The organism is Actinoplanes philippinensis (genome assembly GCF_900113015.1).
GTDB lineage: Bacteria > Actinomycetota > Actinomycetes > Mycobacteriales > Micromonosporaceae > Actinoplanes > Actinoplanes philippinensis.
The window spans coordinates 552,362-574,268 of record NZ_FONV01000002.1 but is presented as its reverse complement, the minus strand read 5'-3'; the positions used below and the strand labels follow the sequence as shown (position 1 = coordinate 574,268).

The 21,907-nt window shown below is 71.0% G+C and carries 22 protein-coding genes; 12 read left to right on the top strand and 10 right to left on the bottom strand.

The features are described from left to right. Nucleotides 1-3,828 precede the first annotated feature (3,828 nt). The 3 genes from BM290_RS06085 to BM290_RS06075 are packed head-to-tail and all read left to right on the top strand — an operon-like array spanning nucleotide 3,829 to nucleotide 6,429. Complete coding sequence (locus tag BM290_RS06085; protein ID WP_093610829.1) at nucleotides 3,829-4,689, top strand: ABC transporter permease; 861 nt, start codon at nucleotides 3,829-3,831, stop codon at nucleotides 4,687-4,689. Then, complete coding sequence (locus tag BM290_RS06080) at nucleotides 4,682-5,482, top strand: ABC transporter permease (RefSeq protein WP_093610827.1); 801 nt, start codon at nucleotides 4,682-4,684, stop codon at nucleotides 5,480-5,482. Before BM290_RS06085 ends, BM290_RS06080 begins: the two co-directional genes overlap by 8 nt. Next, entirely contained in the window at nucleotides 5,479-6,429 is a 951-nt protein-coding gene (locus tag BM290_RS06075) for an ABC transporter ATP-binding protein (protein ID WP_093610825.1), read from the top strand. The genes BM290_RS06080 and BM290_RS06075 overlap by 4 nt, the downstream gene beginning before the upstream one ends. 32 nt (nucleotides 6,430-6,461) lie before the next feature. Here the strand turns inward: BM290_RS06075 and BM290_RS06070 are convergent, their stop codons facing one another. Beyond that, nucleotides 6,462-7,019: a helix-turn-helix domain-containing protein gene (locus tag BM290_RS06070; RefSeq protein ID WP_093610823.1), complete on the bottom strand. Its 558-nt coding sequence runs from the start codon at nucleotides 7,017-7,019 to the stop codon at nucleotides 6,462-6,464. A gap of 67 nt (nucleotides 7,020-7,086) precedes the next feature. Between BM290_RS06070 and BM290_RS06065 the strand changes: the two genes are divergently transcribed. Together BM290_RS06065 and BM290_RS06060 are read left to right on the top strand one after the other, a co-directional pair. Beyond that, entirely contained in the window at nucleotides 7,087-7,854 is a 768-nt protein-coding gene (locus tag BM290_RS06065) for an AzlC family ABC transporter permease (protein WP_093610821.1), read from the top strand. After that, on the top strand, nucleotides 7,848-8,156 hold the full coding sequence (locus BM290_RS06060; RefSeq protein ID WP_093610819.1) for an AzlD domain-containing protein: 309 nt from the start codon (nucleotides 7,848-7,850) through the stop codon (nucleotides 8,154-8,156). Before BM290_RS06065 ends, BM290_RS06060 begins: the two co-directional genes overlap by 7 nt. A gap of 50 nt (nucleotides 8,157-8,206) precedes the next feature. Here BM290_RS06060 and BM290_RS06055 read toward each other — a convergent pair whose 3' ends face one another. The 3 genes from BM290_RS06055 to nadA all read right to left on the bottom strand — a co-directional run bounded on the left by BM290_RS06055 (nucleotide 8,207) and on the right by nadA (nucleotide 11,638). Then, nucleotides 8,207-8,830 (bottom strand): DUF3043 domain-containing protein, encoded by a 624-nt coding sequence (locus BM290_RS06055; protein ID WP_093610817.1) that lies wholly within the window; start codon nucleotides 8,828-8,830, stop codon nucleotides 8,207-8,209. A 67-nt stretch (nucleotides 8,831-8,897) separates the two neighbouring features. Continuing rightward, nucleotides 8,898-10,253, bottom strand: a complete 1,356-nt coding sequence (gene murA, locus BM290_RS06050; RefSeq protein ID WP_093610815.1) for a UDP-N-acetylglucosamine 1-carboxyvinyltransferase — start codon at nucleotides 10,251-10,253, stop codon at nucleotides 8,898-8,900. A gap of 206 nt (nucleotides 10,254-10,459) precedes the next feature. Then, nucleotides 10,460-11,638, bottom strand: a complete 1,179-nt coding sequence (gene nadA / locus BM290_RS06045) for a quinolinate synthase NadA (protein ID WP_093610813.1) — start codon at nucleotides 11,636-11,638, stop codon at nucleotides 10,460-10,462. A 60-nt stretch (nucleotides 11,639-11,698) separates the two neighbouring features. Here nadA and BM290_RS06040 point away from each other — a divergent pair, with 60 nt between their 5' ends. From BM290_RS06040 to BM290_RS06025, 4 genes are all read left to right on the top strand, one after another. After that, the gene (locus BM290_RS06040; RefSeq protein WP_093610811.1) at nucleotides 11,699-12,805 is read left to right on the top strand and encodes a glycerate kinase family protein; all 1,107 of its coding nucleotides are present in this window, start codon (nucleotides 11,699-11,701) and stop codon (nucleotides 12,803-12,805) included. Nucleotides 12,806-12,893: 88 nt separating this feature from the next. Beyond that, nucleotides 12,894-13,262 carry an iron-sulfur cluster insertion protein ErpA gene (erpA, locus tag BM290_RS06035; RefSeq protein ID WP_093610809.1) on the top strand — a complete coding sequence of 123 codons (369 nt, stop codon included), beginning with the start codon at nucleotides 12,894-12,896 and terminating at the stop codon, nucleotides 13,260-13,262. 111 nt (nucleotides 13,263-13,373) lie between these two features. Further along, entirely contained in the window at nucleotides 13,374-14,351 is a 978-nt protein-coding gene (locus BM290_RS06030; protein ID WP_093610807.1) for a carbohydrate kinase family protein, read from the top strand. Nucleotides 14,352-14,369: 18 nt separating this feature from the next. Beyond that, nucleotides 14,370-14,870 (top strand): P-loop nucleotide/nucleoside kinase family protein, encoded by a 501-nt coding sequence (locus BM290_RS06025; RefSeq protein WP_093610805.1) that lies wholly within the window; start codon nucleotides 14,370-14,372, stop codon nucleotides 14,868-14,870. Here BM290_RS06025 and BM290_RS06020 read toward each other — a convergent pair. Next, entirely contained in the window at nucleotides 14,867-15,076 is a 210-nt protein-coding gene (locus BM290_RS06020) for a sulfurtransferase TusA family protein (RefSeq protein ID WP_093611246.1), read from the bottom strand. The two genes, BM290_RS06025 and BM290_RS06020, sit on opposite strands and share 4 nt — an antisense overlap. Continuing rightward, nucleotides 15,073-16,218, bottom strand: coding sequence for a cysteine desulfurase family protein (locus tag BM290_RS06015; protein ID WP_093610803.1), 1,146 nt, complete (start codon nucleotides 16,216-16,218; stop codon nucleotides 15,073-15,075). The genes BM290_RS06020 and BM290_RS06015 overlap by 4 nt, the downstream gene beginning before the upstream one ends. A 157-nt stretch (nucleotides 16,219-16,375) precedes the next feature. Here BM290_RS06015 and ctaC point away from each other — a divergent pair, with 157 nt between their 5' ends. Together ctaC and BM290_RS06005 are read left to right on the top strand one after the other, a co-directional pair. After that, nucleotides 16,376-17,302, top strand: coding sequence for an aa3-type cytochrome oxidase subunit II (gene ctaC / locus BM290_RS06010; RefSeq protein WP_093610801.1), 927 nt, complete (start codon nucleotides 16,376-16,378; stop codon nucleotides 17,300-17,302). A gap of 7 nt (nucleotides 17,303-17,309) precedes the next feature. Beyond that, a complete protein-coding gene (locus BM290_RS06005; RefSeq protein WP_093610799.1) occupies nucleotides 17,310-17,777 on the top strand; it encodes a cytochrome c oxidase subunit 4 in 468 nt (155 codons plus the stop codon). Nucleotides 17,778-18,329: 552 nt separating this feature from the next. On the opposite strand, the gene BM290_RS05995 is transcribed toward BM290_RS06005, so the two are convergent. From BM290_RS05995 to BM290_RS05980, 4 genes are all read right to left on the bottom strand, one after another. Next, nucleotides 18,330-18,536 carry a hypothetical protein gene (locus tag BM290_RS05995; RefSeq protein WP_093610795.1) on the bottom strand — a complete coding sequence of 69 codons (207 nt, stop codon included), beginning with the start codon at nucleotides 18,534-18,536 and terminating at the stop codon, nucleotides 18,330-18,332. A 109-nt stretch (nucleotides 18,537-18,645) separates the two neighbouring features. Further along, nucleotides 18,646-19,704, bottom strand: a complete 1,059-nt coding sequence (gene trpD, locus BM290_RS05990; protein ID WP_093610793.1) for an anthranilate phosphoribosyltransferase — start codon at nucleotides 19,702-19,704, stop codon at nucleotides 18,646-18,648. A 36-nt stretch (nucleotides 19,705-19,740) separates the two neighbouring features. Beyond that, on the bottom strand, nucleotides 19,741-20,166 hold the full coding sequence (locus BM290_RS05985; RefSeq protein ID WP_093611244.1) for a response regulator: 426 nt from the start codon (nucleotides 20,164-20,166) through the stop codon (nucleotides 19,741-19,743). Between the two features lie 48 nt (nucleotides 20,167-20,214). Further along, the gene (locus BM290_RS05980) at nucleotides 20,215-21,153 is read right to left on the bottom strand and encodes a cytochrome c oxidase assembly protein (RefSeq protein WP_239143404.1); all 939 of its coding nucleotides are present in this window, start codon (nucleotides 21,151-21,153) and stop codon (nucleotides 20,215-20,217) included. A 109-nt stretch (nucleotides 21,154-21,262) separates the two neighbouring features. Between BM290_RS05980 and ctaE the strand changes: the two genes are divergently transcribed. Beyond that, nucleotides 21,263-21,859 carry an aa3-type cytochrome oxidase subunit III gene (gene ctaE, locus BM290_RS05975; protein ID WP_093610789.1) on the top strand — a complete coding sequence of 199 codons (597 nt, stop codon included), beginning with the start codon at nucleotides 21,263-21,265 and terminating at the stop codon, nucleotides 21,857-21,859. The last annotated feature ends 48 nt before the right edge of the window (nucleotides 21,860-21,907 follow it).

The window sequence follows — 21,907 nt, the reverse complement described above, 5'->3', positions numbered from 1 at the left end:
GCGGATTCGTCGTCGCTTTCGGTGTCGACCGGCGCGAACCAGCCCAATGGCCGCGTCTCCGGCTCAACACTCTCCACGGGCGCTGCCGGTTCGGCTTCGGGCACCGGAGTGGTGGCCCCGAGCCCGCTCATCGACAGCAGCCACCCCAGGCCATGAGTCTCCGGCTCGTCCGATGCGGTCTCGCCCGCCCCGGAGCCACCGCCCACCAGCGAACCGCCGGTCCCCGCGGTCCCAGAGCCCTCCGGCTGCACCAGCCCAGAGGCACTCGGCTGAGCCGGGCCTTGCTGGATCGGCTCAGCCGGGCCGTGCTCGATCGGCTGCGCCAACCTGGACTCGATCGGCTGCGCCGGGCCGGATCCGGTCGGCTGTGTCAGACCTGGCTCGACCGGATACGCCGGACCGGCCTGCTCGGCAACGCCCTGGCCCCCCTGATATCCGGTGCCCCAGCCGCCGGTGGCGCTCCGTTCACCAGCAGATCGAGCCGGTGCGGTCGCGTCGGTCTGCCACGGTGCGGTCCCGTCGGTGTGTTGCCCGGTACCGGCAACGTGCCCCGAGCCCGGACGCTGCCCGGGCACGGCCGGAGAGCCCGGACCGGCCTGTGCCGGTCCGCGCGGATCAACCGCCCGGGTGAGGTCCTCGACCGCCCCCATCCCTTCGCTCCCGGCCCTGCGCCGAAGCCCGAACGGCCGCGTCGGGTCATCAGGATCCGAGACACGGTCATGACGGCCGGCAGCAGGCGCACCCTGCCCCAGGCGCCGGGGATCGAGCGGCCGGGTGGGGTCCTGCTCGTCGTGGTCGCGTTCGTGCCGGCGCTCGCCGAAGCCGCTTCCACCGTGCGGTTCCTGACCACGCGGGAACGACACCCCAGCCTCGCCGCCGGGCATATAGCCGGCCGCCGAAGCAGTCCCGGCCGTTCCCGAAGCAGTCCCGGCAGTTCCCGAAGCAGTCCCGGCCGTTCCCGAAGCAGTCCCGGCAGTTCCCGAAGCAGTCCCGGCAGTTCCCGAAGCAGTCCCGGCAGCTCCCGAAGCAGCTCCGGCCGTTCCTGAGGCAGTCCCGGCCGTTTCCGAAGCGGGCCTGACCGGCGAGCCCCAGCCGGTTCCCGAACCGGCTGATCCCGGCGCGGCCAGGGACTGCGTAGTCTCCGGCGACTGCTGGCCATGCCCGAACCGCCCACCAGAAACACCCGGCCCACCGCCGGCGCCCTGTGGCTCCACACCCACGTGCCCCGAAACGGGCGCATCACCAGCTCGAGTGTCATAGCCCGCAGACCCAGAAACGGCCGAACCGTGGCTCCCGGACGCGATACGCGGGTCGTGACCAGCGGGCGCAGAGACGGGCGCGATGCCAGAACGTGGGTCGTGTCCGGCAGGGCTGGTGCGCTGGTCGTGGCCGAGGGTTGTGGAGGCGGGTGCGGTTCCGGTGCGTGGGTCGTGGCCCGCAGGCGCGGAGACGGGATCAATGCCGGTGCGCGTGTCGTGTCCAACCGGCGCCGAGACGGGTGCAACGCCCGCACGCGGCTCGAAGCCCGCGGGCGCAGAAACGGGTGCGACTCCCGAACGTGGGTCGTAGCTGCCAGGACCAGTGCCGGTTCGCGGGTCGTGGCCCGCAGAGACGGGCGCACCCCCGGCACGCGGGTCGTGGCCCGCCGGGGCGGAGACGGGTGCGGTGCCGGTGCGTGGATCGTGGCCCGCGGGCGCCGACACGGGCGTGACGCCGGCGTGTGGGTTGTGGACGGCAGGGCCGGCGACGGGTGCGCCGATGCGTGGGTCGAAGGCCGTCGGCACCGTGTGGCCCGCGGGTGCGGAGACGGGCGCGACGCCCGTGCGGGGGTCGTAGCCGGCAGGGGCGGAGACCGGGTTGGTCCCGGTGTGCGGGTGGCCCGCCGGGCTCGACACGGGTGCGACGCCGGGCGCGGTGCGCGGAGCCGTCGTGCCGGCAGGGCGCATCGGCTGTGTGGCTTCGGGGCCCGGGTGTCCGGAGGGGAACCCGCCGGGCTGCGACGACCCTTGACCGTAGGGTGTGGCCGGTCCCGAGACGGGCGCGATGCCCCCGGGTTGCGGTGTCCCCTGACCGTAGGGTGTGGCCGGTCCCGAGACGGGCGCGATGCCGCCGGGCTGCGATGTCCCTTGACCGTAGGGTGTGGCCGGTCCCGAGACGGGCGCGATGCCGCCGGGCTGCGGTGACCCTTGACCGTAGGGTGTGGCCGGTCCCGAGACGGGCGCGATGCCGCCGGGCTGCGCTGTCCCTTGACCGTAGGGTGTGGCCGGTCCCGAGACGGGCGCGATGCCGCCGGCCGGACCGCGGTTCTGGGCGGGCATGCCACCCGGAACCGCCGGGTAGACGGCGGCGGGCGCGACCGGCTGCGGCGGTGTGACACGGGTCGGCTGCGGCGCCGGGCGGGCCGGCGCCGGGGAGTTCCGGTCCTGCGGCGCCGGGCGAAGGTCGAACGGGGCGTCCGATGCGCGGCCGTCCCGATGGGTGCGGCGGTCCTCGGCGTACGCGGGGAAGGCATCGGCGGGCGCCGGACGCGCGGCGCCGTAGGTCGGCCCGGCCGGAGACATCGGTCCGGACGCCGGCCGTCCCTCGCTGCCTTGCCTGGGTATCTGCTGCTCAGGGTTCGGCCGCCGGCCCTGGTGGCCGGGATCCTGATCGGGCCGGGGCCGGCCGGGCGCATATCCGGCCGACGCCGCGGGCGCACCGAAACGACCGGCCACGCCCGGCTCGTGCCGTCCGGGATGCCCTTCATGACGACCGGGCGCGCCTTCGTGCCGCCCCGGCCCACCACGGTCCACCGGCCCACCACGGTCCACCGGCCCGGAAGCCCTCACCCCGCCTTGCGGAGAGGCCCCACCGTGACCGATTTGTCCAGAAGGATTAGGCCCGCCATGACCGGAGGCATCCGGAGCGCTTTGACCGAATTGCCCGCCGCGACCAGTCTGCCCCGGCCCGCCGAAGCCAGACTGCCCCGGCCCGCCGAAGCCAGACTGCCCGGCAGGCCCAGGCCCGGCCCCCGGACGTCCGGAAGCCCCCGCTCCACCGAACTGCCCACCGGCCCCACCCGATCCAGCACCGCCCGATCCAGGCTCGGCGGATCCGGGCCCGCCAGAGCCAGGCCCGTTGAAGGGAACGCCCTGCTGTGCACGCCCACCCGGCCCGGAAGTGCCGGCCGGCCCACCGAACCCGCCACCGTGAGATGACGACGGCGACGACTGCCCGCCACGATTCCAGCCCCCGTCAGCGCCCGCAGGCTGCTGCGACCCACGCCCGACCGCCGCCCGCCCCGGCGAGACGGGCGCCGACGACGAGGCCGACCCGTAGACCGGCACCCCGCCCCGACGCTGGTCGGGCATGGGATGCGGCCGGTTCCAGGACGGCTCGTCACGGGGCGGCTGCGGCGTGGCGGCGGGCCCGCGGGATTCGGGGCGCGTTTCCTCGTACCGTGACTGATTTTGATCGCCGGCCCACGACGCACCCGGAACCGAGGCGCGGCCCGCCGGGCTGATCGGCGCGGAGCTGGCCGGCGCGGTGCCGCCGCGCGAGGCCTCGTAGACGGGCGTGTGCACGGCCTTGCGACGGCCGGGATCGCCGGGATACCGCTGCCCGGGCAGCGCCTCCCACTCCCAGGTGATCTCGTAGACCCAGGCCGGCTCGTCCTCCCAGCTGTCGCCCGGCCGGGAGCCCCATCCGTTCATCGGGCGTCCTGGCCCGTCGAATGGCAACGCTCCGTCACGGCGAACTCCACCTGTCAGAAATTGAGCCGCGCCCGGCCGGGGACCCGCGTAGAGTCGCCCGGCTCCGTCGCGGGGGTTTGGAAAGGAGATTAACGGCGTGGACCAGCGAGACGCCAGCGTGCCGACGATCTCTCGAATCAGTCCGTTCCGCGCCTCAGCTACTACTTTCGGTGCGCTGATCGGGTCAGGTTTCCGGCGGTACGCCACCTACCGGCAAGCCACCATAGCCGGAACGTTCACCAACATCGTGTTCGGCTTCCTTCGCTGTTATGTGCTGCTCGCGGTGGCTGAGGAGGCGGTCGGGCAGAGGCCTGCGGGGTACGACGCCGGCCAGCTGGCGCTGTATGTCTGGGTGGGTCAGGGTCTACTGAGTGTCATCGGCATCTGGGGGTGGACCGAGCTCGCCGACCGGATCCGCTCCGGTGACATCGCGGCCGACCTGTTACGTCCGATCGCCCCGGTCACCGGTTTCCTCGCCGCCGACCTGGGCCGGGCGTTGCACGCCATGATGACCCGGTTCGGTCCGCCGTTGCTGGCCGGCGCCGTGTTCTTCCCGCTGCACACTCCGGCCCGGTGGCAGACGGTCCCGCTGTTCGCGGTCTCGGTGATTCTGGCCGTGATCATCTGCTTCGGCTGCCGTTATGTCGTGAACGCGACCGCCTACTGGCTGCAGGACGCGCGCGGCCCGATCACACTGTGGACGCTCGGGTCGGGGGTGCTCGGCGGCCTGTATTTCCCGTTGCGTCTGTTCCCGCAGGAGGTGGCGGTGGCGCTGTGGGTGGCGACGCCGCTGCCGAGCCTGCTGCAGACGCCCCTGGACGTGATCGCCGAGCGTGACGGCCCGGCGCTGCAGGCGGGGCTGGTGGCGTTGCAGGCGGTGTGGGCGGTCGTGGTCCTGGCGCTGGCCGGGCTGGTGCAGCGGCGGGCCGAGCGGCGCCTGGTGGTGCAGGGTGGGTGACCTGCGGGCGTATGCGGCACTCGGCACGGCGCAGCTGCGGTCGGCGACCTCGTACCGGACGTCGTTCCTGGTGGAGCTGTTCGGCAACATGGGCGCGACGGTCTTCGACGTGGTCACGGTGCTGGTGCTGTTCCGGGCGACGCCGGCGGTCGGCGGTTTCAGCCTGCGCGAGGCGGTGCTGATCGTCGGACTCAGCTCGGCCGGGTTCGCGCTCGCCGACCTCACGATCGGCAACGTGGACCGGCTCAAGTCCTACGTGCGGGCCGGAACCCTGGACGCGGTGCTGGTCCGGCCGCTGCCCGCCCTGCCGCAACTGCTGCTCATGGACCTGCCGGTGCGCAAGGCGCTGCGGGTGGTCTTCGGGTTCGTGGTGCTGGGCCTGGCGGTCGCGGCCAACGACATCGACTGGACACCGGGCCGGGTGCTGCTGATGGCCCTCACCCCGATCGCGGCGGCGGCCTTCTTCGGCTCGATTTTCGTGATCAGCGCCAGTCTTGCGTTCTGGTGGGTCGATTCCGGCGAACTCGGGTCCGCTTTCACCTATGGCGGGCGCGACTTCACGTCGTACCCCATCTCGGTCTATGGCGGTTGGTTCCGCGGCCTGTTCGCGTACGCCCTCGGGTTCGGTTTCGTCGCCTATCAGCCGGCGCTCGCGCTGCTCGGCCGACCCGATCCACTCGGTCTCCCGGCCTGGTCCGGCTACCTTTCGCCGCTGGTCGCGCTCGGCGCGGCGGCTCTCGCCGCCGTGGTCTGGCGCACCGGCATCCGTCACTACCGGAGCACCGGCTCATGATCAAAATGCAGGACCTTCAAAAACATTTCACGGTACGGGTCAAAGCCGGCCGTCTTCGACGCAAGAAGCGGACTGTCGCAGCCGTGGACGGCGTCAACCTCACGATCGAACGCGGCGAGATGGTCGGTTACATCGGCCCGAACGGTGCCGGCAAGTCGACCACCCTGAAGATGCTCACCGGTGTGCTGACCCCTTCCGCGGGCGAGGTCTCGGTGTGCGGACTGGCCCCGGTGCCGCAGCGGACGAAACTCGCGTTGCGGATCGGCGTGGTCTTCGGCCAGCGCTCCCAGCTGTGGTGGGACCTGCCGCTGCACGAGTCGTTCGAGCTGCTCCGGCACATCTACCGGGTGCCGGCCGCCGAGCACGCCGCCCGGCTGCGCCGATGCCGGTCGCTGCTGGACCTCGACGAGTTCCTCGACACCCCGGTCCGGCAGCTGTCACTCGGCCAGCGGATGCGCGGCGAACTCACCGCCGCCCTGCTGCACGGCCCCGAGGTGCTGTTCCTGGACGAGCCGACGATCGGCCTGGACGTGGTCAGCAAGCAGGCGGTCCGCGCGTTCCTGGCCGAACTCGGCGCCACCGGCGACGTGACCCTGGTGCTGACCACCCACGATCTCGCCGACATCGAGCGGCTGTGCGAGCGTCTCGTGGTGATCGACCACGGCCGGGTGGTGCACGACGGCAGCATCGAGGCCCTGCACGCCCGGTACGGGTCCCGCCGCAGCCTGGTCGCGGACCTGGAGCAGCCGTTGCCGGCGGACTTCGCGCTCCCGGGCACGGTGCTGACCGCGGTGACCGCTAATGGTCACCGGGTGACGTTCTCGCTGGAGTCCACGACGGCGGCCGCCGCGGTGGCCGGGCTGGTGGCCGCGGTCCCGGTCCGTGACCTGTCCCTGCTCGAGCCGGACATCGAGGACGTGGTGGCCCGCCTTTACACCAGCCCCTGAGGCTCACCCGCGAGCCGGCCGGGGTGTCGCGATCAGCGGTGCTCCATGACGAGGACACCCCAGGAGCCCGGTTGCAGCGCCTCGTAGCTGTGCGGAACGTCACCCGGGAACGTCACGTAGTCACCCGGGCCCACCTCGACCAGCTCGTCGACCGGTCCGGTACGGATCAGCCCCGCCGACACCACCAGGTGCTCGACGCTGCCCGGAATGTGCGCCTCCGCGTCGCGTCGCGCCCCCGGCTCCAGCTCCAGCACGTAGACGTCCCGGCGGGTGCCCGGCACGCCGGCCGCCAGCAGGGTGCCGTAGAAGTCCGCCCCCTCCGCCCGGACCCGCGGGCTGCTCCCGGCCCGGACCACGCGCACCGGAGACGGCGGCGGCTCGACCAGCCTGCTGAACGGGACACCGAGCGCCACGCCGAGCGCCCACAGCGTCTCGATGCTCGGGTTCCCGGCGCCGGACTCCAGCTGGGACAGCGTCGACTTGGCCAGTCCCGCCCGGCGGGCCAGCTCGGCGAGGGAGATCCCGGCCCGGTCCCGTTCCCTGCGCAGGGCGGCGGCGATGACGGCCAGCGGCGGTGCCGGTTGTTGCATTGTTCGCTCCATCGGTCCAAGTGTTCGGTTTGACGAACGCCTCGCGAATCGTTCAGCATGTCGAACTATGGGGACGTTATATCGAACGCGCGCCCAGGTCCGCGACATCGGCGCGCTGGCTGCCGCGTCCATGGCGGTCGGCGCATCGTTCGGCGCCATCACGATCGCGTACGGCCTGCCCGCCTGGGTCCCGATCGTCATGTCGGTGACGATCTTCGCCGGGGGAGCCCAGTTCCTGGCCGTCGGCCTGCTCGCGGCCGGCAACCCGGTCGCCGCCGTGGTGGCCGGCCTGCTGCTCAACGCCCGTCATCTGCCGTTCGGCCTGGCCGTCGCCGACACCCTCGGCGCCCGCTGGCGTGACCGTCTCATCGGCAGCCACCTGATGACCGACGAGACGGTCGCCTTCACCCTCGCCGAGTCCGAGCCGGCCGCCCGCCGCCGCGTCTACTGGCTGGTCGGCGGCAGCCTCTTCGTGTGCTGGAACACCGGAGTCCTCCTCGGCGTCCTCCTCGGCGGCGCCACCGGCGACCCGGACGCCCTCGGCCTCGACGCCGCCTTCCCGGCCGGCCTGATAGCCCTGATCCTGCCGTCCCTGCGAGACCGCTCCACCCGCCTGGTCGCCCTGACCGGCGCCGCCGCGGCCGTCCTGCTGACCCCGTTCCTCCCGGCCGGCCTCCCGGTCATGTGCGCCCTCCTGGGCCTCCTGACCCTGATCCGCCCCGGCTCCCTGCCCCGCCACCCCACCCCGGCCGACCCCGAGCCCGCCGATACCCCGGCCGGCGCGGTCCGCACGGCCTCCGCTTCCAGCGACGTCCCTGAGGGGGAGAAGTGCTGATCGCCGCGATTCTGGTACTGGCCGTCGGCACCTACGCGTTCCGCCTCAGCGGAGTCCTGCTCCGTGACCGCCTCGAACTCTCCGCCTCCTTGCAGCGGATGCTCCCGATGTCGGCGGCAGCACTTCTCGCTGCACTGGCCGCCACGGCGACCCTGATGGCCGGAAGCGAGTTCGCCGGCTTCGCCCGTCCGGCGGGTGTTCTGGCTGGCACCCTGCTGGCCTGGCGAAAAGCCCCGTTCGTGCTGGTGGTGATCGCCGCAGCCGCGGTTACGGCCCTGCTCCGCCTGGCCGGCCTGCATTGACCACGCAGAAAAGCGGAGGCCTGAGGGCCTCCGCTTTCGGTGTGGACAGGTCAGACCGTGGCGCCCAGCTCCACCTTCGGCTTCGGGACGCGCATCCGGCGGAACGTCAGACCGCGCATGATGCCGTAGAAGTACAGCGACCCGAGCCGCTGCGTGGTCTCCGGGAAGCGAGCGCGGACGAGCTTCTTGATACGCCGGCTGATGAAGATGCTGTCGACGAGGACGGCGAGCGCCAGACCCGCCCACAACAGGGTGCTGGCGGTCTGCACGGCCGGGATCCGGATCGACGAGCCGATCAGCACGAGCACGGCACCGGCGATGAAGTACGACCCCGCGGTGCGCCGGGAGTCGACGATGTCGCGGACCAGGGAGCGCTCCGGCCCCCGGTCACGGGCGAGCAGGTAGCGCTCGTCGCCGTTGCGCATGCCCTCGGACGCCTCGAGCCGCTCGGCCCGCTGCCGCTCGCGGAGCTGCTTGTAGGCCTCTTTGCGGTTGGCGGGCGCCGGGTCCTGCACGCGGCGGCCCTGGACGGTCCGTTTGGGGGTGACCACGCCCAGCTCTTTCTTGCTGGGGGTGTAGCCCTTGCGGTGGACCGTGGCGGACTCGTCCTCGGTCACCGAGGCGGTGGCGTCGGCGACGAGGTCGGTGGACTTGCGGCGAAACAGCGGGGACACTCCAGAAGCGTAGCCAAACGGCGCGGTGTGTCACACACCGCGCCGTCGATCGTGACTAAATAGCAGATCAGGGCCGCTCGACGTGGGCGCCGAGCGCGGACAGCTTGGCTTCGAAGTCCTCGTAACCACGCTTGATCAGGTCGACGCCGTAGACCCGCGACGTGCCCTCGGCGGCGAGCGCCGCGATCAGGTGCGCGAACCCGGCCCGCAGGTCGGGGATGCGCAGGTCGGCGGCGTGCAGCTTGGACGGGCCGGCGATGACCGCGGAGTGCATGAAGTTGCGGCGGCCGAAGCGGCACGGGGTGCCGCCGAGGCAGTCCCGGTAGACCTGGATGGTCGCGCCCATCTGGTTCAGCGCCTCGGTGTAGCCCAGCCGCTGCTCGTACACCGTCTCGTGCATGATCGAAATGCCCCGGGCCTGGGTCAGCGCGACCACGAGCGGCTGCTGCCAGTCGGTCATGAAGCCGGGGTGGACGTCGGTCTCCAGCGCGACGGCCTTGAGCTCGCCGCCGGGGTGCCAGAACTTGATGCCGCCCTCGGCGCCGGAGACACCCTCGCGGGCCACCCGGTCGTCGGTGATCTTCAGCTCGCCGCCGATGGACCGGAAGACGTTCAGGAACGTCATCATGTCGGCCTGGCGGGCGCCGACGACCTCGATCTCGCCGCGGGTGGCGAGCGCGGCCGCGGCCCAGCTGGCGGCCTCGATCCGGTCCGGGATCGGCTTGTGCTCGTAGCCGTACAGCCGGGGCACGCCCTGGATCTCGATGACCCGATCGGTGTGCACGGTGATGATGGCGCCCATCTTCTGCAGGATGCAGATGAGGTCCATGATCTCCGGCTCGATGGCGGCGTTGCGCAGCTCGGTGACGCCCTCCGCGCGGACCGCGGTGAGCAGCACCTGCTCGGTCGCGCCGACGCTCGGGTACGGCAGCTCCAGCTTGGCGCCGTGCAGACCGTTCGGGGCGCTCAGGTGCATGCCCTCGGGGGTCTTGTCGACGACGGCGCCGAACTCACGCAGCGCCTTGATGTGGAAGTCGATCGGCCGGGGGCCGATGTGGCAGCCACCCAGGTCCGGGATGAACGCGTGGCCGAGCCGGTGCAGCAGCGGCCCGCAGAACAGGATCGGGATGCGGCTCGAACCCGCGTGCACGTTGATCTCGTCGGTGCTGGCGGACTCCACGTTGGTGGGGTCCATCACCAGCTCGCCGTCCTCGACGCCCGCGGTGACCTTCACACCGTGCAGCTCGAGAAGGCCGCTGACCACCTCCACGTCGCGGATCCGCGGGACGTCGAAGAGGCGGCTCGGCGACTCGCCGAGCAGGGCGGCGACCATGGCCTTGGATACGAGATTCTTGGCGCCACGGACCCGGATCTGTCCCTGCAGCGGCGTACCGCCGTGCACGATGAGGACATCGTCGGTCAACGTAACCTCCAGCCGGTGGGCGCGCGAACGCCCGCAGTCGAAAAGCAGAGCGCGGGCGGGGGTACCCGATTCTGCAACCGGGGAAGCATAGCGCTGAGTGACAACCACGGCAGCCGTGGCGAGCGTTGAAACGCCGTTTAAATGCTGTTGACTAAGGCGCGCTTAAAGAATCAGCCATGTGGGTGGATTCGTTTGACTACCCACCGTTACGGCAAGGCGAGCATCTGGTCGAGCGCGACCCGAGCCTCGTGCGCGGTCTTCTCATCCACCGTGATGACGTTCGGCACCCGTCCGGCCACCAGCTCCTCCAGAGCCCAGACCAGATGGGGGAGGTCGATCCGGTTCATGGTGGAGCAGTAACAGACCGTCCGGTCGAGGAACATGATCTGCTTGTCCGGGTGGGCGAGCGCGAGCCGGCGTACCAGATTCAGCTCGGTGCCCACCGCCCACGCCGAACCGGACGGCGCCGCGTCGAGGGCCTTGATGATGTACTCGGTCGAGCCGACGTAGTCGGCGGCCTTCACCACGTCGTGCCGGCACTCGGGGTGGACCAGCACGTTGACGCCGGGGACCCGCTCGCGGACCTCGCGCACGCTGTCGAGGGTGAACCGGCCGTGCACCGAGCAGTGGCCGCGCCAGAGGATCATGCGGGCGTCGGTCAGCTGCTCGCCGGTGAGGCCGCCGTGCGGCTTGTGCGGGTCGTAGAGGACGCAGTCGTCGAGGTCGAAGCCCATCTCGAGGACGGCGGTGTTGCGGCCGAGGTGCTGGTCGGGCAGGAAGAACACCTTCGATCCCTGCTCGAACGACCAGTCCAGGGCGCGCTTGGCGTTGGACGAGGTGCAGACCACGCCCTTGTTGCGGCCGACGAAACCCTTGATGTCGGCGGACGAGTTCATGTACGTCACGGGGACGATCTGGTCGGTGATGCCGAGGTCCTGGAAGTGCTCCCAGGCGGTCTCGACCTGGCCGAGCACCGCCATGTCGGCCATCGAGCAGCCGGCCGCGAGGTCGGGCAGGATCACCTTCTGATCGGGCTTGGTGAGGATGTCCGCGCTCTCGGCCATGAAGTGCACGCCGCAGAAGACGATGAACTCCGCGTCCGGCCGGGCGGCTGCCTGCTGGGCGAGCTTGAACGAGTCGCCGGTGACGTCGGCGAACTGGATGACCTCGTCACGCTGGTAGTGGTGGCCGAGCACGAACACCCGGTCGCCGAGCGCCGCCTTCGCCGCGGTGGCGCGCGCCACCAGATCGGGGTCGGAGGGGGCGGGCAGATCGCCGGGGCAGTCGACCCCGCGCTCGCTCGCCGGGTCGGTGCCCTTGCCGAGCAGGAGCAGGGACAGCGGGGTGTTCGAGGGTTCGGTCCAGGTCGACGTCACGTCCGCCATCGTTGCACAGCGGATGAGACGGTAGCTGCGCCCCGGAGAGTGGGCTGCCACACTCGCGGTGTGCGCGTACTGATCTGTCCGGACAAGTTCGCCGGCACCCTTTCCGCCCCCGAAGTCGCCCGGGCTGTCGCCGACGGCTGGTCCGCTCCCGGTGACGTCCTCGTCCAGCGTCCGCTCGCCGACGGCGGCCCCGGCTTCGTCGAGGTGCTCGCCACCGCCCTCGACGGCCGGCGCGTCCCGGTCGACACGGTGGATCCGCTGGGCCGGCCGGCCCGTGGCGAGATCCTGCTGGCCGGCGGCGTCGCCTACGTGGAGAGCGCCCAGGCGTGCGGCCTGCACCTGCTGACCGCCGAGGAGCGCGACCCGAAACGGGCCACCTCGTACGGCCTGGGCCTGCTGCTCGCCGCCGCGGTGGAGTCCGGCGCCGGCGAGATCGTGGTCGGTCTGGGCGGCTCCGCGGTCAACGACGCCGGCGCCGGCATGCTGGCCGCTCTCGGCGCCGCCCCGCTCGACGAGAGCGGCTACGCCCTGCCGTACGGCGGCGCCGCCCTGATCAACGCGGCCGCCCTGGGCGGCGTCCCCCAGCTGCGGCAGGTCCGCCTGGTCGCGGCGACCGACGTCGACAACCCGCTGACCGGCCTGCACGGCGCCAGCAACGTCTTCGGCCCGCAGAAGGGCGCCTCCCGCGAGGACGTGCTGCTGCTGGACGTGGCGCTGGAGCACTTCGCCGGGGTGCTGGAGCGCGCCTTCGACCTCAAGGACCTGGCTCTGCAGCCGGGCGGCGGCGCGGCCGGCGGGATCGGCGCGGCCCTGATCGCGCTCGGTGGCCGGGTGACGTCGGGTATCAACCTGGTCACGAATCTGATCGGCCTGGACGCCGAGCTGGACGCCGCCGATCTGGTGATCACCGGGGAGGGCTCGTTCGACCACCAGTCGCTGCGGGGCAAGGTGGTGGCCGGGATCGCGGCCGGCGCCCGGGACCGTGGCCTGCCGTGCGTCGTCCTGGCCGGGCGCAACGAGACCGGCCAGCGGGAGGCTGCGGCCGCCGGCGTGACCGAGACGCACACCCTCGTGGAGCATTTCGGCAACGTCGAGACCGCTCTCGCCGAACCCGCCCGTGGGCTGCGGGAACTCGCCACGCGCCTGGCCGGGCAGTGGAGCAGGTGATCTGTGCTGCCCCGGATTGGGAATCGGAGGGAATGGGGTTAGCGTTGCCTGGTACGGCACATGACCGCACCTGGCAGGGAGATACCTAGTGACCACTGAAGCGCACACCGAGTCGACCGAGGCGACCGCCCCGACCGGCGTCATCCTCACCGACGTCGCCGCGGTTAAGGTCAAGGCCCTGATCGAGCAGGAAGGGCGCGACGACCTGCGCCTGCGTATCGCCGTACAGCCCGGTGGCTGCTCCGGCCTGCGCTACCAGCTCTTCTTCGACGAGCGCTCGCTCGACGGGGACATCGTCAGCGACTTCGACGGCGTCGAGGTCGTGGTGGACCGGATGAGCGCTCCCTACCTGGCCGGCGCGACCATCGACTTCGCCGACCGGATCGACGCGCAGGGCTTCACGATCGACAACCCCAACGCGCAGAACTCCTGCGCCTGTGGTGACTCGTTCCACTGAGTCAGGCTTCTCACGAACAGGCCGTCCCGTTCACGGGGCGGCCTGTTCGCTGTAACCGACCGGTAGTCTCAACCCGTAACGCCCCATGTTTCCCGACCCCCGAGGGCCGAAATGAAGATCGCCGTCACCGGCTCGATCGCCACCGACCACCTGATGCACTTCCCCGGCAGGTTCGCCGAGCAGCTCATCGCCGACCAGTTGCACAAGGTCTCGCTGTCCTTCCTCGTCGACGACCTGGTGGTCCGGCGCGGTGGTGTGGCGCCCAACATCGCCTTCGGGATGGCCAAGCTGGGTCTGCGGCCGATCCTGGTCGGCGCGGTCGGCGCCGACTTCGCCGACTACCGTTCGTGGCTCGAGCGGCACGGGGTCGACTGCGACTCGGTGCACGTCAGCGAGGTCGCGCACACCGCCCGTTTCGTCTGCACCACCGACGACGACCTCAACCAGATCGCCTCGTTCTACGCGGGCGCGATGGCCGAGGCCCGCAACATCGAGCTGGCCCCGGTCGATGAGCGGGCCGGCGGCCTCGACCTGGTGCTGGTCGGCGCGAACGACCCGGCCGCGATGATCCGCCACTCCGAGGAGTGCCGGTCGCGGGGCTACCGGTTCATCGCCGACCCGTCGCAGCAGCTCGCCCGGATGAGCGGGTCCGACGTGCTGAGCCTGATCAGCGGCGCGGAGTATCTGATGACCAACGAGTACGAGCGGTCCCTGCTGGAGACGAAGGCCGAGCTCACCGCCGACCAGGTCCTCGAGCACGTGAAGATCCGGGTCACCACGCTCGGCAAGGACGGTGTGGAGATCACCGGCCGCGACATCGAGCGCATCCACGTGCCGGTCGTGCCGGACGTGATCGGCGAGGACCCGACCGGTGTCGGCGACGGCTTCCGGGCCGGCTTCTTCTCGGCCGTGTCGTGGGGGCTCGGGCTGGAGCGGGCCGCCCAGGTCGGCTCGCTGGTCGCGGCTCTGGTGCTGGAGACGGTCGGCCCCCAGGAGTACGACATCAAGGCCGCCGACTTCGGCAAGCGGTTCGCCGGCGCGTACGGCGACGAGGCGGCTGCCGAGATCACGCCCTTCCTGCCGGTCTGAGGGCGTAGACCTCAAGACATGGTTCTAGCGGTTTTCGCCGGCCTCCCCGGAGTCGGCAAGAGCACCCTGGCCGCCGCGGTCGCAGCCGAGCTGCCCGCGGCGGTCCTGGCGGTCGACATCGTCGACTTCACCCTGCAGCGGTACGGGGTGCACGAGCCCCGGCCCGGATATGCCGCCTACGGCGTGGTGGCCGCGCTCGCCGAGGAACAGATCAGAATCGGCCACCACGTGATCATCGACGCGGTCAACCCGGTCAAGTCGGCGCGGGAGCTGTGGACCGATCTGGCCGAGCGGATGGCGGTGCCGCTGCGCGTGGTCGAGGTGGTCTGCGGTGACGACGCCGAGCACCGCCGCCGGGTCGAGGAGCGTTACCAGGCCCGTGACCACGAGGGCATCCCGGACTGGGTGCGGGTCCTGGAGCGCCAGGCCGAGTACGAGCCATACCTCGGCCCTCGCCTGGTCGTCGACACCTTCCTGGCCAAGGACCCGGTCCCGCAGGTGATCGACTACCTCGGCTAAAGCACCCGGCGCACGTCGAAGGCATGGCCGTCGGCCGCGACGAACTCCTGACCCTTCATCCGGCACCAGGCGGGGATGTCGTTGGCCGCGGCCGGGTCGTCGGCGAGCACCCGCACGATCTCGCCGACGGCCACGCCCGGCATCGCCTTGGCCAGCCGGATGACCGGGATCGGGCAGCGCAGACCACGGCAGTCCAGGGTGATCAGAGCCCCGCCTCCGCCCTGATGTCCGCCACCAGGCCCGGCAACACCGTGAGGAATCTCTCCACGTCCGCCTCGGTGGTCTCCCGGTGCAGCGACACCCGCACGTTGCCGTGGCTGAGCACGCCCATCGCCTCCAGCACGTGGCTGGGCCGCAGCGTCGACGACGTGCACGACGACCCCGACGAGACCGCGAACCCGTGCCGGTCCAGCGCGTGCAGCAGCGCCTCGCCGTCCACGTACAGGCAGCTGAACGTCACCAGATGCGGCAGCCGGCCGACCGGGTCGCCGACGATCTCCACGTCCGGCACGGTCGCCGCGACGCGCTCCCGGATCCGATCGACCAGCGCGCTCAGCCGCACTGCCTCGGCCGCCGCCTCACCTGCCGCGGCACGCAGGCTCGCGGCCGCCGCGACCACTTGCGGCAGGCCCAGCGAGCCCGGCGGGCCGGGGCGATAAAGATCATCCTGGGGGTACGGGGAGAGCCAGCGCACACCTTTGCGGACGACCAGGACACCGACTCCGGGCGGCCCGCCCCACTTGTGCGCGCTGGCGCTCAGCAGCGACCAGCCGGCCGGCAGCTCCGCCCGCCCGACGACCTGCGCCGCGTCCACGAAGAGCGGCACGCCCGCCTCCGCGCACAGCTCCGCCGCGGCGGCCACCGGCTGGATCGTGCCGACTTCGTGACTGGCGCCGATCAGGCTCGCGAGGGCCACCCCGTCCCCGCGGACCGCGGCCGCCCAGGCGTCCAGGTCGAGCCGGCCGAGCCGGTCCACACCGACCTCGACGGCCTCGGCGGCGCGGGCCGCGTGCAGGACGGCCGAGTGCTCGATCGCTGAATGGACCAGGACCCGGCCGGCCCGCTTCCGGCCACCGAGACCGCCCAGCACCGCCGCCTGCGCCGCCGCGGTCCCCGAGGGCCAGAAAGTGAGCTCGTCCGCGCGTACCCCCAAGATCTCGGCGACCACCGCGGTGGACGCGTCGCGCAGCTGCTGGGCCCGCCGCCCTGCCGCGTAGAGCCGTGCGGGATCGGCCCAGCCGTCGGCGAGAGAGGCCAGCAGGGCCTCGCGGGCCACCGGATGCAGAGGCGCCGCGCTGGCGGCGTCCAGGTAAGCGTGTGCCCCGGCCGGATCGCCTGTGTAATCCACAGAGGGAACGGTATCGTCCGGTTGTCCGGGTGTTTTCCGCGACGGTCCCCCCGGTGAGGAGCGGGCCGTTCCTGGTCGAGTAGTGTGCGACCGTCGGTGAGCCTTGCCGCCAGGTGTCCGGTTTCGGCAGGCGGCGCTGCTAAGGAGGCAGAAGCAGGTGGGCGCAAGGAGTTCGGCCACGAGGCCGCGGGCAGTAGGCCGGGCGGCCGGGCTGGGTCTCGGCGGCGCGACGCTGCTGACAGTGCTCTCGGGCTGTTCGATCGAGGACTGGGGAAGTGCATTCGGCCACTTCGGCTGGCCGGGCCGGGGCATCAGCCTCCAGGCCCACGAGATGTATGACCTGTGGATCGCGTCGACCATCGCGGCCCTCACGGTCGGCATCGGCGTGTGGGGCCTGATCTTCTGGTGCGTGATCCGGTATCGGAAGCGCGGCGAAGAGCTGCCCGTGCAGACCCGGTTCAACATGCCGATGGAGATCCTCTACACGGTCACCCCGATCCTGATCGTGGCGGTGCTGTTCTTCTACACCGCGGTCGTGCAGACCAATGTCGACAAGCTCTCGAAGAACCCGGATCAGGTCGTCGAGGTCGTCGCGTTCAAGTGGAACTGGCAGTTCAACTACCGCGACGGCATGGGCAAGGACGCCAACACGGTCGCCTCGACCGTCGGCTCGTCCGATGTGATCCCGATCCTGGTGCTGCCGGTCGGCCAGACCATCCGGTTCGAGGAGACCAGCAAGGACGTCATCCACTCGTTCTGGGTGCCGGAGATGCTGTTCAAGCGGGACGTGTTCCCCGGCAACGTGCGCAACGTCTTCGAGGTCACCCTCGACAAGACGGGCCGCTACGTCGGCCGGTGCGCCGAGCTGTGTGGCACCTACCACGCCTTCATGAACTTCGAACTGGTCACGGTCACCCCGGACAAGTTCGACCAGTATCTTGCGGCGCGCAAGGCCGGTAAGTCGACGCAGGACGCGCTGTCCGCGATCGGTGAGAACCCGTATGCCACGCGGACCTCGCCGTTCAACACGCGGCGCCAGTCGCACACCTGGAACGCTCCCGAGACCGTGGCTGCAGGGAAGTAGGACTGTCGTGAGGACCGAATACAAGATCTTCGCCGCGGTCGCCGCCTTCCTCTTCGGCGCGGCTGCCGTCTACGGCCTGTACACGCACGGCACCGGCAACATCTCCGGGACCGACGCCGACCCGGCCGGGTTCCGGGGTGGCGTCGAGTGGGTCGGCGTCGTCGCGCTGATCCTCTCCGGGCTGCTCTGCTCGATGTGCGCCGGCTTCTTCTGGTTCGTGGCCCGCCGGATCGACCTGCGGCCGGAGGACCGGGAGGACGGCGAGATCGCCGAGGGCGCCGGCGAGGTCGGGTTCTTCAGCCCCGGCAGCTACTGGCCGTTCGGCATCGCCCTGGCGGCGGCGGTGGCCGGTATCGGCCTGGTGTTCTGGATGTGGTGGCTGCTCGCCGTCGGCCTGATCGCGGTGATCTTCACCGCGTGTGGCCTGCTCTTCGAGTACTACTCCGGCACCCGCCACCCGGAAGCACACCTGTAAGTCTGATCACGCCGAGAGCCCGCACCCGCCGACCCGGGGGTGTGGGTTCTCGCGTTGCGGGGTGCGGGCTCTCGCGTTGCGGAAGCGACGGCCGAGCCGTGAACACCGATCGCGACAACGCCGTGGCGATGAGGCCCTGGAGTTCGCGGCGCTGCTGCTGACGTCCCGCGAACGCGCGGCGGACGTTCGACCATCCGTCGGGGCAGATCGCCGGCACACCTGCGCGCGACCTGGCCGGCCCGCTGTGTGTGACCGGCTTCCCGGCCGCGATCGCGGCCTCCCTGCCGATCAGGACGTCACCGGGACCGCCGGACGGGTCGGTGACGACGGCTCGCCGGTCGCCCCTCGCGAACGGGGCGATCAGGCCGTACAGCTGCGGCCCGCCATGTCGCGGATCCCGTTGAGCGGGAAGCCGGCCGCCGCCATCGGCTGGACCGTGCGCTCCATGGTCGTCCGGATGAACGCGGGCGACGCCTCGTCGAGGGTCGGCGCGTTCGTCGAACCGCCCGGACGCCGGTGATGACCGGGTGGCGCCGCGATCTGTGACAGCTGTCAGGCGGCCGATCTCTGGTGGGGCGCGACCCGCCGGGCCCGGTCACCGGGCTTCCACAGGTGGACGACGATCGGAGCGACCACCTCGGCGGCCCCGCAGCGGGTGCAGACCAGCTCGGGGCAGTCGTCGTGGCCGTCCTCACAGGGCGGCACCTCGAAGAGCATGTCGCCGTCGCAGATGACGCACCGGAGTTCGCGTTCCTGCACGGGTTTCTCCTTCGCGGGAAGGTCCCATTACCCGAATGTCATTCAGACGTTGTCACGTAAATCGGGTGATCTCGGGTATTGCAACCGGCGTGTTGACGGATTTTCCCGCTTACTCGGCGGCTTTCGCGGCCTGCGCGGCGGCCACCCAGCGCTCCAGCCGAGCGGTCGTGGCGCCGGAGTCGATCGCCTCCGCGGCCCGTCGCATACCGGCCTTCAGCGTCTCGCGGAAGTCGCCCGGGAAGCCGCTCTGGGCCGCGAACGCCGCCGACGCGTTGAGCAGCACAGCGTCCCGCACGGGGCCCTCCTCGCCGGCGAACAGGCGGCGGGCCACATCGGCGTTGAACGCCACCTCACCGCCCCGCAGATCGGCCGGCCGGCTCCGGGGCAGGCCCAGCTCCACCGCGTCGACCACGAGCTCCTCCACCTTGCCGTCCCGGGCCATCCAGATCCGGGTGGGCGCCGCGGTGGTGAACTCGTCCAGACCGTCCTCGCCCCGGACCACCAGCGCCGAGTCGCCGCGCCGGGCGAACACCTCGGCCATCACCGGGGCCATCCGCGGGTCGAAACAGCCGACCATCGCCGAGGTCGGGCGGGCCGGGTTGGTGAGCGGGCCCAGCATGTTGAAGAACGTGGGCACGCCCAGCTCGCGCCGCGTCACCGAGGCGTGCCGCATGCCGGGGTGGTAGCGGGCCGCGAAGCAGAACCCGATGCCCGCGTCGGCGACCGACCGGGCGACTCCGGCCGGGCCCAGGTCGAGGGGGAGGCCGAAGTGCTCCAGCAGGTCGGCCGAGCCGGTCGTCGACGAGGCCGACCGGTTGCCGTGCTTGACCACCGGGACCCCGGCGGAGGCGGTCACGATCGCGGCCAGGGTGGAGATGTTCACCGTGTTGGCCCGGTCGCCACCGGTGCCGACCACGTCGACCGCGCTGGTCCGGGTCTCCTCCGGCAGCTCGACCAGCGTGGCGGCGGCGAACATCGCCTCCACCAGGCCGGCGATCTCGGACGGCGTCTCACCCTTGGCGCGCAGCGCCACCGCGAACCCGGCTATCTGCACCGGGGTCGCGTTGCCGGCCATGATCTCGCCCATGGCCCACGCGGTGTCCGTCGTGGCGAGCTCCTCGCCACGCAGCAGTGCGCTCGTCAGATTGGGCCAGGTGCGTGCGCCCATGGCGCTGCCTCCATCGGGTCTGTCTGCGGAAGGTGCTCAGCGGGGGATGGTGCCCAGGGTGCCCAGCGGGACGGCGCCGTCACGGCGCGCCCGGAGCAGCCCGGCCACCGTCTGCCCGGTGGTGACCGGGTCCAGCGGGGCCACGATCGTGGCGTCGACCTGCGCGTAGGCGGCGAGCCAGCGGTCCGCGGCGCGAGCGATCACGACGCAGGTGGGCGGGGGATTCAGATACTCGTCCTTGGTCTGGCGAGCGATCCCGATGCCACCGGCGGGGGTCGCCTCGCCGTCGAGCACCATCAGATCGATCTCGTACTCGTCGAGCAGGCGGCGGCACTCCTCCCAGGTGGAGGCCTCGGCGAACTCGACCTTGAGATCAGCCGCGGGACGCGGGCCGATGGCGAGCCGGATCCGGTCCCGCACGGCGGCGTCGTCGCTGTAGAGCAGAACGGTGTACTCGCTCATCTTGTGCCCCACCTCACGTCTTAGGTCCCAGGGATCGTACCGAACTTGTTATCCGGCGTCGGGCGCCGGGCGTACCGCATTGTCCGCCGCCTCGGCCCGGTCCAGGGCTCGGTCGATCCGCCGGGCCTCCCGCTCCGACTGGCGGACCCACTGGACCACCAGGATGCCCAGCATCGTGACGCTGACGATCTCGCCGCCGGCCCACAGGATGCCGCCCGCCGTGACCTGGTCCGCCTTCGGATCCAGCCAGCTCAGGCCCAGGTTCGGGTACCAGTCGCCGCCGAGCAGCTCGTTGCTCTGCATGATGGTCAGCCCGAGGACCGTGTGGAACGGGACGCTCAGGACCATGAGAAGAGCCCGGCCGGGGTACGGCCACCGGTTCGGCAGCGGGTCGAGCCCCAGCAGCGGCCAGAAGAACAGGCAGCCGGTGATGATGAAGTGCAGGTGGACGAACTCGTGCACCCAGACGTGCTCCAGGGTCTGCCGGTAGGCGCCGGTGAAGTAGAGGACGAACGGGTTGGCGATGAACAGGCCGAACGCCACCAGCGGGAAGGTCAGCACGCGCACGTAACGGCTGTGCAGGACGGCCAGGAGGGTCTTGCGCGGCGGCCCGTGCAGGACACGCAGGGCCAGGGTGGTCGGCGCGCCCAGGGCCAGGAAGATCGGGCCCACCATGGACAACACCATGTGCTGCACCATGTGGACGGAGATCAGCGTGGTGTCGTACGCCTCGATGCCGGTCACCGTGACCAGGGCGATCGACCCCAGCCCACCGGCGATGAAGGCCACCGTGCGCCCGGCCGGCCAGGCGTCGCCGCGCTGCCGCAGGCGCCACACGCCGTACAGATAAAGCGCCGCCGAGGCCAGCAGGCCGACCGCGATCGGGCTGATCAGGTTGACCTCGGTGAAGAACGCCGCCGGTGTGAACGGCGGAAGTCCAGTATCCCCGGCATCGGCCGCGAGTGAGGGCAAAACGTGAAGCTCCACCCCTTGAGGTTAGGTCTACCCGCTGGTCACGGATTATTCCGGGCGGCCCACAAGGCCGGATTGGGGACCCCGGAGGACCTTGGGCCTATCTCGGATGAATAATGAGGCCGTGACAGCGGCAGCCATCGACAAGAGCCGGATCCACTCGCTGACCCGACCCAACATGGTCAGCGTCGGGACCATCGTGTGGCTCTCCAGCGAGCTCATGTTCTTCGCGGCGTTGTTCGCGATGTACTTCTCCATCCGTGCTGCGGACTACAGCATGTGGGAGCACCACACCGAGGCCCTCAACATCCCGTATGCGACGACGTTCACGGTGATCCTGGTCCTCTCGTCGGTGACCTGCCAGCTCGGCGTCTTCGCGGCGGAGAAGGGTGATGTGTTCGCGCTGCGGCGCTGGTTCACGATCACCTTCGTGATGGGCCTGATCTTCGTGCTCGGGCAGGTGAACGAGTACCGAACCCTCGTCGGCGAGGGCGTCAAGATCAACGGTGACGGGTACGGCTCGATGTTCTACCTGACGACCGGGTTCCACGGTCTGCACGTGACCGGCGGCCTGATCGCCTTCATCGTCTACATGATCCGGACGACGATGGGCAGGTTCACGCCGGCCCAGGCCACGTCCGCGATCGTCGTGTCGTACTACTGGCACTTCGTGGACGTAGTCTGGATCGCCCTGTTCGCCATGATCTATTGGCTTCAGTGACGCGCCGCCATCCGCTGAGCTTCAGGTTCGAACCCCAAGGGACATAGC

Excerpts from the sequence above, each read along its gene's own strand:
- BM290_RS06025 (WP_093610805.1), top strand. The coding sequence starts at position 14,370 with ATGGTTCTAGCGGTTTTCGCCGGCCTCCCCGGAGTCGGCAAGAGCACC.
- BM290_RS06075 (WP_093610825.1), top strand. The coding sequence starts at position 5,479 with ATGATCAAAATGCAGGACCTTCAAAAACATTTCACGGTACGGGTCAAA.
- BM290_RS06030 (WP_093610807.1), top strand. The coding sequence starts at position 13,374 with ATGAAGATCGCCGTCACCGGCTCGATCGCCACCGACCACCTGATGCAC.
- BM290_RS06070 (WP_093610823.1), bottom strand. The coding sequence starts at position 7,019 with ATGCAACAACCGGCACCGCCGCTGGCCGTCATCGCCGCCGCCCTGCGC.
- BM290_RS05985 (WP_093611244.1), bottom strand. The coding sequence starts at position 20,166 with ATGAGCGAGTACACCGTTCTGCTCTACAGCGACGACGCCGCCGTGCGG.
- trpD (WP_093610793.1), bottom strand. The coding sequence starts at position 19,704 with ATGGGCGCACGCACCTGGCCCAATCTGACGAGCGCACTGCTGCGTGGC.
- nadA (WP_093610813.1), bottom strand. The coding sequence starts at position 11,638 with ATGGCGGACGTGACGTCGACCTGGACCGAACCCTCGAACACCCCGCTG.
- BM290_RS06065 (WP_093610821.1), top strand. The coding sequence starts at position 7,087 with ATGGGGACGTTATATCGAACGCGCGCCCAGGTCCGCGACATCGGCGCG.